Annotated in this window: 15 protein-coding genes; 6 read left to right on the forward strand and 9 right to left on the reverse strand. The window is 65.2% G+C overall.

Going from position 1 to position 17,005, the window contains the following annotated elements:
* Positions 1–16: 16 nt before the first annotated feature.
* From EN824_RS21355 to EN824_RS21375, 5 genes are all read right to left on the reverse strand, one after another.
* Positions 17–673 (reverse strand): methionine ABC transporter permease, encoded by a 657-nt coding sequence (locus EN824_RS21355; RefSeq protein WP_135921834.1) that lies wholly within the window; start codon positions 671–673, stop codon positions 17–19.
* A complete protein-coding gene (locus EN824_RS21360; protein WP_135932685.1) occupies positions 654–1,742 on the reverse strand; it encodes a methionine ABC transporter ATP-binding protein in 1,089 nt (362 codons plus the stop codon). Before EN824_RS21360 ends, EN824_RS21355 begins: the two co-directional genes overlap by 20 nt.
* Positions 1,743–1,827: 85 nt before the next feature.
* Positions 1,828–2,682 (reverse strand): MetQ/NlpA family lipoprotein, encoded by an 855-nt coding sequence (locus EN824_RS21365; RefSeq protein ID WP_127275369.1) that lies wholly within the window; start codon positions 2,680–2,682, stop codon positions 1,828–1,830.
* Between the two features lie 242 nt (positions 2,683–2,924).
* Positions 2,925–4,412: an aldehyde dehydrogenase gene (locus EN824_RS21370; protein WP_135932686.1), complete on the reverse strand. Its 1,488-nt coding sequence runs from the start codon at positions 4,410–4,412 to the stop codon at positions 2,925–2,927.
* Positions 4,413–4,471: 59 nt separating this feature from the next.
* On the reverse strand, positions 4,472–5,920 hold the full coding sequence (locus EN824_RS21375; protein WP_135932687.1) for an APC family permease: 1,449 nt from the start codon (positions 5,918–5,920) through the stop codon (positions 4,472–4,474).
* Between the two features lie 187 nt (positions 5,921–6,107).
* Between EN824_RS21375 and EN824_RS21380 the strand changes: the two genes are divergently transcribed.
* Genes EN824_RS21380 through EN824_RS21405 form a run of 6 tightly spaced genes read left to right on the forward strand, consistent with a single transcriptional unit; the run spans position 6,108 to position 12,539 of the window.
* Positions 6,108–6,878, forward strand: coding sequence for an IclR family transcriptional regulator (locus tag EN824_RS21380; protein WP_135932688.1), 771 nt, complete (start codon positions 6,108–6,110; stop codon positions 6,876–6,878).
* A complete protein-coding gene (locus EN824_RS21385) occupies positions 6,878–8,149 on the forward strand; it encodes a Tm-1-like ATP-binding domain-containing protein (protein WP_189522206.1) in 1,272 nt (423 codons plus the stop codon). The genes EN824_RS21380 and EN824_RS21385 overlap by 1 nt, the downstream gene beginning before the upstream one ends.
* The gene (locus tag EN824_RS21390) at positions 8,146–8,814 is read left to right on the forward strand and encodes an HAD-IA family hydrolase (protein WP_135932689.1); all 669 of its coding nucleotides are present in this window, start codon (positions 8,146–8,148) and stop codon (positions 8,812–8,814) included. The genes EN824_RS21385 and EN824_RS21390 overlap by 4 nt, the downstream gene beginning before the upstream one ends.
* A gap of 21 nt (positions 8,815–8,835) precedes the next feature.
* The gene (locus EN824_RS21395) at positions 8,836–10,185 is read left to right on the forward strand and encodes an aminotransferase class III-fold pyridoxal phosphate-dependent enzyme (protein ID WP_135932690.1); all 1,350 of its coding nucleotides are present in this window, start codon (positions 8,836–8,838) and stop codon (positions 10,183–10,185) included.
* 48 nt (positions 10,186–10,233) lie between these two features.
* Positions 10,234–11,520, forward strand: coding sequence for an aminotransferase class III-fold pyridoxal phosphate-dependent enzyme (locus EN824_RS21400; protein ID WP_189522212.1), 1,287 nt, complete (start codon positions 10,234–10,236; stop codon positions 11,518–11,520).
* Positions 11,517–12,539: a phosphotransferase gene (locus EN824_RS21405; protein ID WP_127281113.1), complete on the forward strand. Its 1,023-nt coding sequence runs from the start codon at positions 11,517–11,519 to the stop codon at positions 12,537–12,539. Before EN824_RS21400 ends, EN824_RS21405 begins: the two co-directional genes overlap by 4 nt.
* A gap of 24 nt (positions 12,540–12,563) precedes the next feature.
* Here the strand turns inward: EN824_RS21405 and hpaH are convergent, their stop codons facing one another.
* The 4 genes from hpaH to hpaE form a co-directional block, all read right to left on the reverse strand.
* Positions 12,564–13,370, reverse strand: coding sequence for a 2-oxo-hept-4-ene-1,7-dioate hydratase (gene hpaH / locus EN824_RS21410; protein ID WP_135932692.1), 807 nt, complete (start codon positions 13,368–13,370; stop codon positions 12,564–12,566).
* Complete coding sequence (locus EN824_RS21415; RefSeq protein WP_135862801.1) at positions 13,367–14,236, reverse strand: fumarylacetoacetate hydrolase family protein; 870 nt, start codon at positions 14,234–14,236, stop codon at positions 13,367–13,369. The genes hpaH and EN824_RS21415 overlap by 4 nt, the downstream gene beginning before the upstream one ends.
* 250 nt (positions 14,237–14,486) lie before the next feature.
* A complete protein-coding gene (hpaD, locus tag EN824_RS21425; protein ID WP_135862799.1) occupies positions 14,487–15,467 on the reverse strand; it encodes a 3,4-dihydroxyphenylacetate 2,3-dioxygenase in 981 nt (326 codons plus the stop codon).
* A 14-nt stretch (positions 15,468–15,481) separates the two neighbouring features.
* Complete coding sequence (gene hpaE, locus EN824_RS21430; RefSeq protein ID WP_135862797.1) at positions 15,482–16,999, reverse strand: 5-carboxymethyl-2-hydroxymuconate semialdehyde dehydrogenase; 1,518 nt, start codon at positions 16,997–16,999, stop codon at positions 15,482–15,484.
* Positions 17,000–17,005: the final 6 nt, after the last annotated feature.

Raw genomic sequence — 17,005 nt, forward strand, 5'->3', positions numbered from 1 at the left:
CTGAATATCAGCCGCCTCACCCTCGCCGGTCGAGCCGCGCCACCAGCCGATCGCCCACCCACTGGATGCCGCAGACCAGGATGATCAGCACGATCACCACCGCCACCATCACCGAGGTTTCAAACCGCTGATAGCCATAGCGGATGGCGAGGTCGCCGAGGCCGCCGGCGCCGATGGCGCCGGCCATCGCGGAGGCGCCGACCAGCGTCACCAGCGTCACCGTGAAGCCGGCGACGATGCCGGGCAGGGCCTCGGGCACCAGCACCTCGCGGATGATCGTCCAGCGGTTGCCGCCCATGGCGCGGGCGGCCTCGATCAGCCCGTGGTCGACCTCGCGCAACGACACTTCGGCAATCCGCGCATAGTAGGGCGTGGCGGCGATCGACAGCGGCACGATGGCCGCCCAGGTGCCGATCGAAGTGCCGACGATCAGCCGCGTCACCGGGATCAGCGCCACCAGAAGGATGATGAACGGCACCGAGCGGAAGCCGTTGATGACGGCGCCGAGCACGCGATTCACCCACAGGCTTTCGGCAATGCCGCCGCGTTCGGTGGCGATCAGCGCCAGGCCGAGCGGCAGGCCGAACACCAGCGAGATTAGGCCGGAGGCGGCCGTCATCAGCACCGTCTCCCAGATCGACCGCAGCAGAAGCTCAAACAGGATCGGCGACATGGCCAAGCACCTCCACCCGCGCCTGGCGGGATTCCAGGAAAGCGATCACCTCGGCGAGATGACCCGCATCGCCGCCAGGGATGGAGAGGAACAGCGTCCCCACCGGCTCTCGCTGGATATGGTCGATGCCGCCATGGACGAGCCGGAAGGCACCGGGCACGGTTCTCGCAAGGTCGGACAGCAGCGGCCCGCGCGCAGGCTCGCCCGCAACGTCGACGCGCAAGATCGTTTCGGTACCACCCGCGAGCAGCAGCCGCGCCGCCAGCTCCGGCGGCAGTTGCGGCCGGATCGCGCCGAGCAGGCGTCTTGTGATCTCGGACCGTGGATCGGCGAACACAGACCAGACTGGCCCTTCCTCGACGATGCGTCCGGCGTCGATCACCGCCACCCGGTCGGCGATCGAGCGGATCACCTCCATCTCGTGGGTGATCAGCAGGATGGTCAGGCCAAGTTGCCGGTTGATGTCCTTGAGCAAGGCGAGGATGGACCGCGTTGTCTCCGGGTCGAGTGCTGACGTCGCTTCGTCCGACAGAAGCAGCGCCGGCCGCGCGGCCAGCGCCCGGGCGATGCCGACGCGCTGCTTCTGGCCGCCCGACAGCGACGCCGGATAGGCTTTCGCTTTCTCCGACAGGCCGACGAGATTGAGCAGTTCCGCCGCCCGATTCAGCCGCTCGGCCTTTGGCCGGCCCTCGATCTTCAGCGGCAGCGCCACATTGTCCTCGACTGTCTTGGCCGACAGCAGGTTGAAATGCTGGAAGATCATGCCGATGCGCCGCCGCAGCGGCTGCAGGTCGCGCTCGCCGAGCCGGCTGATTTCGCGGCCCTCGATGAACACCTCGCCGGAATCGGGCCGCTCCAACCCGTTGAGGCAGCGGATCAGCGTCGATTTGCCGGCGCCGCTGCGGCCGATGATGCCGAGGATCTCCCCCTTGCGCACCGTCAGGGAAATGCCGTCGAGCGCCGCCGTCGCGCCGAAGCGGCGCTTCAGCTCGACAAGACGCACCACGTCCCGCGCCGGTGCATCGGCGTCGTTCGTGTTCTCGATGGTTGCGGTCACATGCTGGTTCATACGCGGATCCCGAAACAGGATTGCGGCCCGCGCGTTGCGCGGACCGCTTTTCTTGTCAAAGCAGACACTTTCGTGCCCGGATTGCTCAATAGGCGCTGAGGCCGGTGCCCTTGTAGACCTTGTCGAACTCGGCTTTGACCGCCTCGTTCTGGTAGGACGCCACCAGCGTCTTCACCCAGGCCTCGTTCTCGTTGCCGACCTTGACCGCAATGAAGTTGCGGTACGGATTGTCTGCGATCGGCTCCTGGGCGATGCGGTTTTCCGGTGTCAAGCCGCTTTTCAGCGCCCAGTCGGTGTTGACCACGGCTGCGTCGAGGTCCTCGACCGAGCGGCCGACGATGCCGGCGTCGAGTTCCTTGATCTCGACCTTCTTGGGGTTTTCGGCGATGTCGGCGGTGGTGGCCAGGATGCCGGTGCCGTCCTTCAGCTTGATCACGCCCTCATTCTGCAGCACGCGCAGCGCCCGGCCTTCATTGGACGGGTCGTTGGGCACGCCGATGACAGCACCCTGGGGCAAGTCGGCGACCGCTTTGTACTTCTTGGAATACAGGCCGATCGGCCAGACGCCGGTATAGCCGACGCGCACGATATGGTAGCCCTGCGTCTTGATCTGGTTGTCGAGATAGGGCTGGTGCTGGAAGGCGTTGGCGTCGATCTCGCCGCGTTCGAGCGCCTCGTTGGGCTGGGTATAGTCGTTGAACACCACCGTCTCGATGCTCAGGCCCTTCTCGGCGGCTTGAGCGACCACGACGCGCCAGACATCCTCGTCCTCGCCGCTGATGATGCCGACCTTGATCGCCTTCTTGTCCTCGGCGAAGGAGGCATGCGGCGCCATCAGGGCGCCTATCGCGACGGCCGATGCGAACAGCAGAGCCAAGCCGCTGCGGCGGTTCAGGGTTGACCTTGGGGAAGAGGACAAAGTGTTGTTGAGGTCGGACATGATTGATCTCTGCGGTTGTGAAGTCATGGCAGCAAGGCGGATTGCCTAGGCTTGTTCACATCGTCAGAACTTCTATCGATTTTATCAAAGAACGCCTTTCGCCATTCTCCCTTGAAGCCGGGAATATTCTCTCAAAAATTTTGAAGAAGGGAGTAAAGACGCCCAGGATCGACCGCAACGGTTGCGGTGCGATCCGGCGGGCGTCGAGAAGCGGTGAGGTTCTCAGCGAACCCGGGGGCTCCTCAAAGGGCAATCCATGCCGTCTTCAGTTCGAGATACTTCTCCAGCGCGTGCAGCGACTTGTCGCGGCCGAAGCCGGATTGCTTGACGCCGCCGAGCGGCACGGTGACGTCGGCGCCGCCATAGGTGTTGACGTGGACAACGCCGGCGTTGATGGCGCGCACCATGCGATGCGCGGTGGAAAGGTTCGACGTCCACACCGCCGAGGCGAGCCCGTAGACCGTCGAGTTGGCAAGCCGCACCGCTTCCTCCTCGGTCTCGAAGCGCATCACGCCGAGCACCGGCCCGAACACCTCTTCGCGCGCAAGCTGCATGTCCTGCGTCACGTTCTCGAAGATCGTCGGCGCCATGTAGGTGCCGCCGGTCTCGGCCAGGATGCGTTCGCCGCCCGTGACCAGCCTTGCGCCTTCTTCAGTGGCCTTGGCGACGAAACCGAGATTCTTGTCCAACTGCTCCGCGCTCGACACCGCGCCGACATCGCTTGCGAGATCGAGCGGATCGCCGACCTTCAGCCTTGTGGTCGCCGAGAGCAGTTCGTCCATGAAGCGGTCATAGACGGAGGCCTGGACAAGCAGCCGCGAGCCGGCGACGCAGACCTGGCCGGAATTGCGGAAGATGCCGTTGGCCGAGACGACAGCCGCCTGCTTCAGATCCGGCGCATCGCCAAAGACGATGTTGGGTGACTTGCCGCCGAGTTCGAGGAAGACGCGCTTCAGATTGGAACGGGCGGAGTATTCGAGTAGGCGGCGGCCGACCGGTCCCGAGCCGGTGAAGGCGATGGCGTCGACATCCCCATGCAGGCCGAGCGCCTCGCCGGTGACCGCGCCCCGGCCGGTCACGACATTGAGCACGCCGGCGGGCAGCCCGGCTTCGGCAGCCAGTTCGGCCAGCCGCAGCAGCGTCAGCGAGGCGATCTCCGGCGGCTTGACCACCACGCAATTGCCGGCGGCCAGGGCCGGCGCGATCTTCCAGGCGCCGATCATCAACGGGAAGTTCCAGGGAACGATGACGCCGACGACGCCGAGCGGCTCCTTGTGGATCAGCCCAAGCACGTTGTCGGCGGTCGGCGCGATCTCGCCATAGACCTTGTCGATCGCCTCGGCGTAGTAGCGGATGGTGCCGGCCGCCGACAGCGGCTCGGCCTTGTAGGCCATGCCGATCTCGGTGCCGTTGTCGCGCACGCCGAGCACGGCCAGCTCGTCGACATGTCTTTCGATCAGTTCGGCGAGCCTGGTCAGCACCTTCTTGCGGAAAGCGGGGGCAGCGCGCGACCATGAACCCTTCTCGAACGCCTTGCGTGCCGAGCGCACGGCGCGGTCGATGTCGGCTGCATTGCCGTCGGCGATGCTGGCGAAAGGCCGGCCGTCGATCGGCGAAATCACCAGCAGGCTCGCGCCGCTTGCCGCCTCCGCTTGGGCGCCATCGATGAACAGGCCGCGCGCGCCGATCTCCGCCTTGCGCAGTGTGTCGATGGCACTTTGACTGATCATTATATTCTCACTTCAGGAGGGTCTGCGGGGCGGCGTGATACGCCGCCCTGATATCTCGCTCAATCCTTGAGCGGTACGCCGAGATTGTCGAAGGCCACCGGATCGCGGCTCTTCAACGCGCCTGCCAGCAGCAGGCCCACCACGCCGGCGATCAGCACCAGTCCCGGCAGGAACGCACCGAGGAAGCCGCCGGCCCCCGACAGGCTGCCGAAATTGATGACGATCAGGTAGATGATGACGACGAAGGCGATGAAGGTCAGCCCGGGCAGGATCGTGGTCTTGAGCGCGTTCTCCTGGGCCGACGGGTTGGCGCGGAAGTACATCACCACGGCGAGCGAGGCGACCGCCATCATGACGATGACGCCGAGCGTCGCGACATTGGTCAGCCACGAGAACAGCGCCAGCACCGGATCGAGCCCGAGTACGGCGAACAGCCCGACGACGACAGCCGCCAGCACGCTCTGGATCACCGAAGCGACATGCGGGCTCTGGTGCGCCGAATGCGTCACGCCGATCGACTGCGGCAACAGCTTCTCGCGGCCGGAGACATAGATGTAGCGGGCAACCGCATTGTGGAACGCCAGCACGCCGGCAAACAGGCTCGACACGAACAGGATGCTCATCGCGTGCGTGAGCAGCGTTCCGGCATAGCGGTCGGAGAGGCCGAACAGGAAGGTGGTCGGGTCCTGCAGGCCCTGCAGCGCCGGCAGCAATTTGTCGACGCCGGCGCCCACCGCCATCAGCCAGGCGGTGACCATGTAGAAGACGCCGATCAGCAGCACCGAGAAGTAGGTGGCGCGCGGAATGGTGACCTTGGGATCACGGGCTTCCTCGGCGTAGATCGTCGTCGCCTCGAAGCCGATGAAGGCGGCGAAACAGAAAAGGATGGCGATCGCCGGCGCGCCAGAGGTGATTTGGCTCCAGCTGAACGGGGTCGCCGAGAGGCCGCTGTCGCCGCCGGTCTTGAGGATCACCAGGTCGAGGATCAGCACCACGGCGTATTCGCACAGCACCAGCACCGTCAGGATCTTAGCCGACAGGTCGACCTGGCGGTAACCGAGCACGGCCACGATGACGATGGCGATGGAACTCCACACCCACCAGGGCAGGGTGATGCCCCAGCTGGCGAACAGCCCGGAGGTTGCCGCACCGAGCAGGCCCATGACGCCGATCTGCATGGCATTGTAGGACAGGATGGCGATCAGCGCCGTGGCGCCGCCGGCGAGGCCGCCCAGGCCGCGCGCGGCATAGGCATAGAAGGCGCCGGCGTTGCCAACATGGCGCGACATGGCGACATAGCCGACCGCGAACAGAAGCAGCAGCACCGTGACGATCAGATAGGTGCCGGCAAAGCCGGCGCCGTTGCCCATCAGCATGCCGAGCGGCGTGCCGCCGGCGACCGCCGTGAGCGGGGCGGCGGCCGAGATCACCATGAAGGTGATGGCGCCGACGCCGAGACTGTTCTTGCGCAGCCTGTTGGCCGGCGCCGCTTCCGAAACTGCTGACATTTGTCCCTCCTGTTTGCAAACCGGTTGGCTTGCCGGCCGAATGGCCTGTCCCATACGCTCTGGATATGGTTCATTATTTGAACCGTTATTTTGAATATAGACTTGCAAACAAAGCGGCTTCCTGTCAAGTTAATTCACACGTTAATTGATTGCCGCTTATGGGGCGCACATTGCTGGGAGGAATGCGTTGAGTACGGTCGGCAAGGCGATTTCACTCCTGGAGCTGTTCACCGTGGCCGAGCCCGAGCTCGGACTGTCGGACCTGGCGCGCCGGTCGGGTTTCGACAAGGCGACGACGCGGCGCCTGCTGGTGGCGCTGACCGGCCACGGTCTCGTCGAGCAGGATGCCGTCACGCGGCTCTACCGGCTCGGCGCCGGCCTGTCGCGGCTGGCGCGCATCCGCGAGGCCCGCTTTCCCTTCCTGCAGACCGCGGTGCCGCTGGTGCGGGATCTGGCAAGTGCCACGGCCGAGACCGTGCATCTGTCGGAATACGGCATCGACCGGCTGGTCACCGTCCATGTCGAGCATCCGGCGCGGGCAAACCGGGTCAATGTCGATATCGGCCAACTCCTGCCCCTGCATTCTACCGCCTCCGGCATCATCTATCTGGCCTTCGCCAGGGACGAGGCCGTCAAGGCATGTTTGACCAGTCCCCTGGAGGCCTTCACCGCGCATACGCTGACCGAACCGGCCGCGCTCGCGCGCTCCATGGGCGAGGCGCGCGAGCGCGGCTATTCGATCTGCGACCAGGGCCTGGAAGAAGGCGTCATATCAGTCGCGGCGGCAATCCTGGCGGCGGATGGGTTCGCGCTCGGCACCATCGCTGTGGCGGCTCCGAAGGCCAGGACGACGGCGGTCGACATCGCCGAGCGGGGACTTGCGGCGGTGGCCGCCGCGCGCGAGATTTCGATGCGGCTCAATGGCGACAATCTGCAAGCGCTGAGGAGGCAGGCCTGATGTCCGAACCCCGCATCCTGGTCATCGGCACCGGCGATACCAAGGCCGAAGAACTGCTGTTCATGAAAGCATGCATCGAGGCATCGGGCGGCAGCGCCGTTATGCTGGATGTCAGCGTGCTGGGCGACCCGCCCTACAGCCCCGATCACGACAAGCACGCGGTCGCCCGCGCCGTGGATGTCACCATCGCCGAGATCATCTCCAGCGGTGACGAGAACACCGCCATGACGCTGATGGCGGGCGGCGCCGTGCAATTGGTGCGCAAGCTCCAGCAAGACGGCGAGATCGACGCCTTCATCGCCATAGGCGGCTCGATGGGAACCGATCTGGCGCTCGATGTAGCGCTTTGTCTGCCGCTCGGTATGCCGAAATTCGTCGTCTCGACCGTCGCCTATTCGCACCTGATCCCGCCCGAGCGGGTCGCGCCAGACCTGATGATGATCCTCTGGGCGGGCGGACTCTACGGCCTCAACTCGATCTGCAAGCTCGTCCTGTCGCAGGCCTGCGGCGCGGTCGTCGGCGCGACGAAGATGATGCTTGAAACCCGCGCCTGCGCGCCGGCGAAAGGCCCGACCATCGGCATGACTTCGCTCGGCAGCTCCTGCCTGCGCTACATGAAGACGCTGAAGCCGGCGCTGGAACGGCGCGGCTATGACGTCGCCGTCTTCCACACCACCGGCATGGGCGGTCGTGCCTTCGAATCGATCGCCGGTCAGGATCATTTCTGCGCGGTGTTCGATTTCAGCCTGCAGGAGATCACCAACCATCTGGCCGGCTCCGTCGTCAGCTCCGGCGCCGACCGGCTTGAGAATGCCGGCGCCCGCGGCATCCCGCAGATCGCGGCACCCGGCGCGATCGACATGGTCGACCTGCCGACCTGGCAGGATTTGCCGGCTAAATTTTCCGAACGCCCGTTCCACGCCCACAACAGGCTGATTGCCTCGGTTACCGTCGATGCGGATGACCGCCGCGAGGTCGCCCGGACCATCGCCGGGAAGCTCGCCGCCTCGAAAGGGCGCTCTGCCTTCATCCTGCCTTCCCGGGGTATCCAGGAATGGGACACGCAGGGCGAGCCGCTTTATGAACCCGAAGCGCTTGCCGCCTTTGTCGATGAAATGCGCAAGGGCATTCCCGCCGGGGTCGAGTTCCACGAGATCGACGCTCATATCAACAGCGACGACTTTGTCGGCAAGGCGCTGGAAATCTTCGACCGCTGGGTCGAGGAAGGCATTATCCCGCGCGGTGCCCCGGCCAAGGAGGTCGCGGCGTGAGCGCCGTTCCCGCCCAGGCCCTGGTGCTCGATTTCGGCGGTGTCGTCACCCGCACGCTGTTCGAGACGCACGCCTTGACCGAACAGGCGTTGGGACTGAAGCCCGGAACGCTGCAGTGGCTCGGCCCGTTCGATCCAGGCAGCGATCCGCTGTGGCGTTCCATGCAGGCCGACGAGATCACCGAGCGCGACTATTGGCGCACGCGTACCAGCGAGGTCGGCCGGCTCGTAGGCGAGGACTGGCAGGCGATGGAAACCTTCGTCCAGCGCGCGCGTGGCGCCCAGCCCGAAAAGGTGGTGCGGCCGGAAGCCATCAGCGCTATCCGCGCCGTCCACGCGGCGGGATTTCGCCTGGCGATCCTGTCCAATGAACTCGACCTGTTCTACGGCGCCGACTTTCGCCGCCGGTTGCCGCTGCTTGGCCTGTTCGACGTGATCGTCGACGCTACCTATACCGGCATTCTCAAGCCGGATCCGCGTGCCTACGCCTTCGTCACCGAAGCGCTTGGCCTACCGGCCGCCGCCTGTGTCTTCGTCGACGACCAGCAGCGCAATGTCGATGGCGGCCGTGCCGCCGGCATGCGCACGGTTCATTTCGACGTTGCCCGGCCGGCCCATTCCTATGCCGAGGCCCTCGGCCATTTCGACCTCGTTCCAGTTGCCTGAGACCTTTTGCGGAGCCTTGTGATGCGCGACATCAACTTCCTCACCGAGACCAACGCCAGGCCGATCTGGCACCCGATGGCGCATCCGGCCGAGATGCGAGCCAATCCGCCCAAGGTGATCATGAAGGGCGAGGGCGTCATGGTCACCGACATCGCCGGCAACACCGTGCTCGACGCCGTCGGCGGCCTGTGGAACGTCAATCTCGGCTACAGCTGCGATCCGATCAAGCAAGCCATCGCCGACCAGCTCGGCGCACTGCCTTACTACTCCGGCTTTCGCGGCACCTCGACCGGACCGTCGATCGAACTCGCCTACGAACTTGCGGAATGGTTCGCGCCGGAAGGCATGGTGCGCACCTTCTTCACTTCGGGCGGCTCGGATTCGGTCGAGACCGCGCTGCGGCTGGCGAGGCAATATTGGAAGATCCGCGGCCAGGGCGACCGCACCAAGTTCCTCGCCTTGAAGAAGGGCTATCACGGCACGCATTTCGGCGGTGCGTCGGTCAATGGCAACGCCAATTTCCGCCGCAACTACGAACCGCTGCTGCCCGGCGTCTTCCACATTCCCGCACCCTGGACCTTCCGCAACCCGTTCGACGAGACCGATCCGGCGCGGCTGGCGAAACTGTGCGCCAAGGCGCTGGAGGACGAGATCGCCTTCCAGGGCGGCGACACGATCGCTGCCTTCATCATGGAGCCGGTGCTGGGCGCGGGCGGTGTCATCGTTCCACATGAAAGCTTCATGCCGCTGGTGCGGGAAATCTGCGACCGCCACGAAATCCTGCTGATCGCCGACGAGGTGGTCACGGGCTTCGGCCGCACCGGCGCATGGTCCGGGTCGCGGCTGTCCGGTGTGAAGCCGGATTTCATGACCATCGCCAAGGCGATCACCTCGGGTTATTTCCCGCTCGGTGCCACCTTGATCGGCGCCAAGGTTGCTGACGTATTCGAGGCCGACAAGACCAGCTTCGGCGCGATCGGCCACGGCTACACCTATTCCGGCCATCCGGTCGGCTGCGCGGCCGGGTTGGCGGCCTTGGCCGAGACCAAACGGCTTCGCCTCGACGAAAACGCTGCCGCGCGCGGCGCAGAACTGGCGGCGGTTCTCGAAGGTTTGAAGGCCAAGCACGCGATCGTTGGCGATGTCAGGTACAAGGGCCTGATGGCGGCGGTGGAACTGGTTGCAGACCGCGCGACGAAGAAACCCGCCGACAAGAAGACCATGGCTGTCGTTTCGGAGGCGGCCTACGAAGCCGGCGTCATGCTGCGCGTCTCCGGCAACAACATCATCCTGTCGCCACCGCTCATCATCAGCGCCGCCGACGTCACCAGGATCGGTGAGGCGATCGACGCAGGCCTGTCGAAGGTCTGACGCATGCAACGGAGGTTTGGTACACCGATGGCCCAATCGCGGCAAGAACTGGCTGGGGAAACACTGGTTAGCCGGCGTGGCCGGCTGCTCGGCGCGAAATCGCAACTGTTCTATGACGAGCCGGTGCATCTTGTGCGCGGCGAGGGTGTCTGGCTCTACGACGCCGATGGCCGCAAATATCTCGACGCCTATAACAATGTCGCCCATGTCGGCCATTGCCACCCGCATGTGGTCGAGGCGCTGTGCCGGCAGGCGAGCCTGCTCAACACCCATACGCGCTATCTCCACACCGCCATCCTCGATTATGTCGAGCGGCTGACCGCCACCTTCGATGCCAGCCTCTCCACCGCCATCGTGACCTGCACCGGCAGCGAGGCCAACGACATCGCGCTGCGCATGGCGCAGGCGGTCTCCGGCCAGATGGGCATCATCGCCACCGACGCCACCTATCACGGCAACACCGCAGCCGTTTCGCAACTCTCAACCCGCATGCCGCCGGTCGGCGGCCGCGCCCACCATGTCAGGCTGGTGCCGGCCCCCGACAGCTATCGCCATCCCGATGCGATGGCCAATGGCAAGGCCTTCGGCGATGCCGTGCGCGAGGCGATCGCCTCGCTGGCCAGAGACGGCATCGGCCTTTCCGGCATGATCCTCTGCCCCCTTCTCGCCAATGAGGGCTTTCCGGCACTCCCGAACGGCTTTTTCGATGACGCCATATCGGCGGTGCGCGAAGCCGGCGGTCTGATGATCGCCGACGAGGTACAGCCCGGTTTCGGCCGCACCGGCAGCCATTTCTGGGGCCATCAGCGCGCCGGTTTCGTTCCCGACATCGTCACCATGGGCAAGCCGATGGGCAACGGCCACCCGGTCGCCGCTGTCGTCACCACTCGAGACATATTGGCGACCTTCCGCGACGCCTTCCGCTACTTCAACACCTTTGGTGGCAATCCGGTGTCCTGTGCGGTGGCCAATGCCGTCCTCGATGTCCTGGAAGACGAAAACCTCGTCGCCAATGCGCGCGACGTCGGCGCCTATGCGCTCGGCCTGCTGCGGCCACTGGCCGATCGTCATGAATCGATCGGCGAGGTCAGGGGCGCCGGGCTATTCTTCGGCGCCGAACTGGTCCGCGACCGCAAGACACGCGAGCCGGCGCCCGACATCGCCGGCCGCGTCATCAACGCGATGCGCGACCGTGGCGTGCTGATGGGCAAGACCGGCATCCACGGCAATGTCCTCAAGATACGCCCGCCAATGCCCTTCTCCCGCGCCAATGCGGATCTGCTGATCGAAACGCTCGACGATGTGCTCGGCGAAGTCGGCGGAGTGCCGGCGTGAACGCCGTCTCGACGCATGCGGGGCCCGAAACGGCAGCTGATGTCACCGACCTTGCCAGACGCGCGCTGGATCATTGGGGCGTTCGCGGCGGTGAGCCGGAGCTCTTGAAATACCGCGAGAATGCGGTCTTCCGGATCCACCTTTCCGATGGCCGGCCGGCCGTGATGCGTGTGCATCGGCTTGGCTACCACACGGATGCCGCGCTGCGCGGTGAACTGCAATGGATGGGCTTTCTGCAAGCCGCCGGCGTCGCCACCCCGTCTCCGATCGCAACGCAGGCCGGCGACCCGTTCGTGCTCGTCGGGACCGCGGCTTTGACGCAACCACGCCAGGTCGATTGCCTGAGCTGGCTCGAGGGCCGCGCCATCGGCGCGCGCGGCGTACCGCTGGACCATACGCCGGAACAGTTGGAGCAGGTGTTCAGGGAGATCGGGCGATGCATCGCCCACATGCACAATGTCACCGCCACGTGGTCGCCGCCTTCAGGCTTCACCCGCCATGCCTGGGACTTGGACGGTTTCTTCGGCGCGGCGCCGATTTGGGGACGCTTCGAGACCTCACCCTTCCTCGACGGCGCGCGCCGCGAGCTGGTTTTCCGGGCGCGGGAAAAGGCCGTGAAGGCGCTGTCGGAACACGAACACAGCGCCCGCAACTTCGGCATCATCCACGCCGATCTGGTGCGCGAGAACGTGCTGATCCATGACGGTGCCGTGCGCATCATCGACTTCGATGATTGCGGCTTTGGCTGGCACATGTACGACCTTGCGGTTGCGCTCTACCAGAACCGAGACGAGCCGCTCTATCCGCTGATCGAGGCCTCGCTGCTCGACGGCTACCGGCAGCAGCGGGAGTTGACCGCGCAGGACATCGCTGCGCTGCCGCTGTTCGCCGCGCTGCGGGCCTTCGCGTTTCTGGGCTGGGTGCAAAGCCGCGTCGAGGGCGACATCACCCGCGAAGTCGGCCTGCGCATGTCGAACATCGCCGCCGATGTGATAGCGGCCTATTTGCGCGACAAATGAGGCGGCATGGCTGGCGGGAAACCGTCAGCCTTTCGAAAAATGGATGCTGACCGTTCCCGAACTGCCGAAATCGGCGACGATCGTGTCGCCGGGCCTTGCCTCCACGGGCCGCACGAAGGACCCAGAGAGAACCACTTCGCCGGCCGCGATCGATAGGCCGTAGCGGGCGAGCCGGTCGGCCAGCCAGGCCACGCCCATGGCCGGATGGTTGAGCACGCCGGCGCCGAGCCCGGTCTCCTCGACCTCGGCATTGCGCGAGACGATGGCGCCGATCCAGCGCATGTCGGCTTCATCGGGCCGCTGCGGCCGCCCGCCGATGACGATGCCGGCATTGGCTGCATTGTCGGATATGGTGTCGAAGAAGGTGCGCGCCTTCTTGGTCTCGGCATTGATGCGCTCGATGCGCGTGTCCAGGATTTCCAGCGCCGGCGTGATGTAGTCCGTTGCGTTGAGCACGTCTAAGACGCTCACCCCAGGCCCCTTAAGCGGCGCCTTCATGACGAAGGCGATCTCGGCCTCGACGCGCGGCTGGATGAAACGGCCGGCGGCAATGGCCGCGCCGTCGCTGAAGAACATGTCGTCGAAGAGCACGCCCGAATCCGGCGTGTCGATGGCCAGCGCATAATGCATCGCCTTGGAGGTCAGGCCGATCTTCCAGCCCTTCGGCTTCAGCCCGGCATCGGTCTTGCGCTTCACCAGCGCCGCCTGGACGCGGTAGGCATCCTCCATCGTCGCCTCGGGAAAATCGAGGCTGAGCAGCCGGATCTGGCGGCGCGAACGCTCGGCCTCGAACAGCCGGTTGGCGGCGTCTTCCACCTGGCTTGGGGTCATGCTGTTGCCTCGTCGACGACACCGTTTCTGAGCACGCCGATGCCGTCGGCCTCGACTTCGATCACATCGCCCGGTTTCAGCCAGATCGGCGGGTCGAAGCGGGCGCCGGAGCCCGTCGGTGTACCGGTGACGATGATATCGCCCGGCACCAGCGTGGTGAAGGTCGAGATGTAATTGATGATCTTGCGGAAGGAAAAGATCATCCGGCTGGTGCGGTCCTGCTGGCGCGCCTCGCCATTGACGCGGGTGGTCAGCGCGATGTCGGCGATCTGCGCCTCGTCCGTGAACGGCACCAGCCACGGGCCGATCGAGCCGGTGCGCTCGAAGTTCTTGCCTTGCGTGACGTTGAACTTGGCGTGCCGCACCCAGTCGCGGATGGTGCCTTCGTTGCACAGCGACAGGGCGGCGATGTGGTCCAGCGCATCGGCCTCGGCGATGCGCCGGCCGGGCTTGCCGATGACGATGACGATTTCGCCCTCGTAGTCGAGCTGTGGTGATTCCGGCGGCCGCACCAGCGGCGCGCCATGACCGACGAAAGAGCGCGGAAAACGGATGAACAGCGAGGGGTTGGCGGGAGCTGCCTGCCCGTCCTTGTACTCCTCGTTGCGGTCGGGATAGTTGACGCCGACGCAGATGATTTTTTCCGGGGAGGGAATGGGGATGTCGTAGGTGATGGCGTCGAGCGGGAAATCGGGGGCGAAGGCCTCCGCCTCTTCCGCCAGGCGCCGCAGGGCGCCGGCCTCGATGACCTCGCGCAATGTCGGCCATTGGCTGTGGCGGGCCGACAGGTCGACGACACCCTTGCTCGTGACGGCGCCATAGCGCGTCTTGCCGTTGACGGTGAAGGTGGCGAGGCGGGTGCTCATGCTCCGGCTCCGGTTCTATTTGCCGACCGGAATCGCCGAGTTCTACGGCGCCCCCCTCTGTCCTGCCGGACATCTCCCCCACAAGGGGGGAGATCAGCCGGCCGCGCCGTCGGCGCCTCTCTTGCATCGTTGAAAATTGGGTTGAAAATTGGCGAAGGCAGGGATGCCAGCCAATCTCCCCCCAAGTGGGGGAGATGTCCGGCAGGACAGAGGGGGGTGCGACAGAACGCCGACATCTCCCAATAGCCCTTCACGGCGCGATGATCGGCGAGGCCGTCAGATCCGGCTGGCGCACTGTGGCGCCCGCAAAGACACTGCCCTCCTCGAACCAGCTTTTCGGTGCCGGCGCGCCCCACAACGTCTGGCGCTGCGGGTCCTTCAAATCCCATTTGATCGGCTCGAGGTCGGGATCGACCGTCTGGTAGTCCGAACAGTAGATCTCGATGCGATGATTGTCGGGATCACGGACATAGAGGAAGAACGCATTGGAAATGCCGTGGCGGCCGGGGCCGCGTTCGATGTTCGGCAGGTAGCCGGTAGTCGCCATCAGGTCGAGCAGATCGATGATGTTGAGCGGCGTCGGCACCCAGAAGGCGACGTGGTGCAGGCGCGGGCCGATACCGTTGGTGAAGGCGATGTCGTGGACGCCGCCCTTGCGATGCGTCCAGGCCGCCCACAGCTTTCCGCTCGAGGCATCTTCCGTATATTCGGTAACGCGAAAACCGAGCTCGTTGTAGAAGGTGACGGACTCGTCGACATTGGGCGAGAAGCAGTTGAAATGGTCGATGCGCAACGGCTTCACGCCCTTGTAGAGCGCGTATTTCTGGTGGATCGGCGGCAGCCGATCCATCGTCGCGTAGAATTCGAGCGGAATGCCATGCGGGTCGCGCGTGCGGAAAGTACGCGACTGGTAGGGACGCTCGACCCATTCGACCGGCAGGCCCTTGCCCCTGAAGAAGTGCTCTGCCTTGTCGAGGTCCTCGTCGGAAAAAACCTTGAAGCCGAGGTCGCGGGCTTCCGGCGTCGTTGCCTTGCGCAGCACGATGCAGTGATGGCCGCGCTCCTCCATGGCCCTGAGGTAGATGGCGCCTGATGACTCGTCGGTGACCTGCAGGCCGAGCGTGTTGACATAGAAGGCGCGGGATCGGGTAAGGTCGGTTACCGCGAGTTCGACATGGCTGAGACGCACGATGTTGAAGGCGGGGAAGAGGTTGGGCTTGGGCAAGGGCATCTGATTTCCTCCGGTCAGCCGCCGAGTTTCTGGATTGCGTGCGCCGAAGTGGCGAAGGCGATGTTCTTCGTCTCCATGTAGAAATCGAAGGAATGGTCGCCGCCGTCGCGACCGATGCCGGAGTTCTTGACGCCGCCGAACGGCGTCGGCAGATGGCGCACATTCTCCGAATTGACCCAGATCATGCCGGCATCGAGCGCATCGGTGAAGCGGAAGGCGCGGGTCACGTCGGATGTCCAGAGATAGCCGGTGAGGCCATATTGCGTGTCGTTGGCCAATGCCAGCGCCTCCGCCTCGTCCTTGAAGGCGATCGCGGTCAGCACCGGCCCGAAAATCTCTTCCTGGGCGATGCGCATCCTGTTGGTCGCGCCGGTAAACAATGTCGGGCTGACATAACAGCCACCGCCCGGACCGGCGAACTTCCCACCGCCGGCGGCGACCACCGCGCCCTCCGATTTGCCAATCTCGATATAGGACAGCACCTTCTCCTCGTGCACCGGATGGATCAGCGGCCCGACCACGGTGTTGGGGTCGAGCGGATGGCCTATCTCGATGCGCTTGGCCTTCTCCGCCACCAGATCGGTGAACCGGTCATAGACCGAGGCCTCCACCAGCAGCCGCGACGAGGAGGTGCAGCGCTCGCCGTTGAGCGAGTAGATCATGAATACCGCCGCATCCGCCGCGCGCTCCAGATCCGCATCGGCGAAGACGATCACCGGGTTCTTGCCGCCGAGTTCGAAATGCACGCGCTTCAGCGTATCGGCGCCTTGCTTCATGATCATCGAGCCGGTGCGGCTTTCGCCGACGAAACCGATCGCCTTGATGTCGGGGTGCTCGGTCAGCGCCTTGCCGGCATGTTCGCCGAGGCCGTTGACCAGGTTCCACACCCCCTTCGGCAGGCCGGCCTCCTCGGCGATCTCGACCAGCAGCCGCGCCGTCAGCGGGGAGAACTCAGCCGGCTTATGAACCACCGTGCAGCCGGCGGCCAGTGCCGGCGCGATCTTCCAGGTCGACAGCATGAATGGCGTGTTCCACGGCGTGATGATGCCGACCGGCCCGATCGGCACCCGCGTCGTCATGTTGACCTGGCCAGGCGTCCGTAGCGTTTCGCCATCGCGCGCTTCCGGCGCGCGGTCGGCGAAGAAGCGGAAGTTTTCGGCGCCGCGCAGTGCGGCCTTGGCCATGAACTTCAGCGCCTGGCCGGTGTCCATGCATTCGACGAAGGCGATCTCCTCGGCGCGCGCCTCGATCGCGTCGGCTATTTTGTGCAGCAGCTTCTTGCGCGCCTCGCCAGGCATGCCGGCCCAGGCCGGAAATGCCGCCTTCGCCGCTTTTGCCGCGCGGTCGATGTCGGCGATGCCGCCGCGCGCGACCTTGGCCAGCGGCTTGAGATCGACCGGCGACAACGTCTCGAAGGTCGAGCCGTCGGCGGCAGGCACCGCTTCGCCGCCGATCTGGTTCAGCACGCCATCGCGCTTGAAGCGGGCGAGGTAGGCTTGCGCCTTTTTCAGATTGCCTTCGAGATCGGACATGTCGGT

Origin of the sequence: Mesorhizobium sp. M8A.F.Ca.ET.181.01.1.1 (genome assembly GCF_004792025.1) — a bacterium.
Lineage (GTDB): Bacteria > Pseudomonadota > Alphaproteobacteria > Rhizobiales > Rhizobiaceae > Mesorhizobium.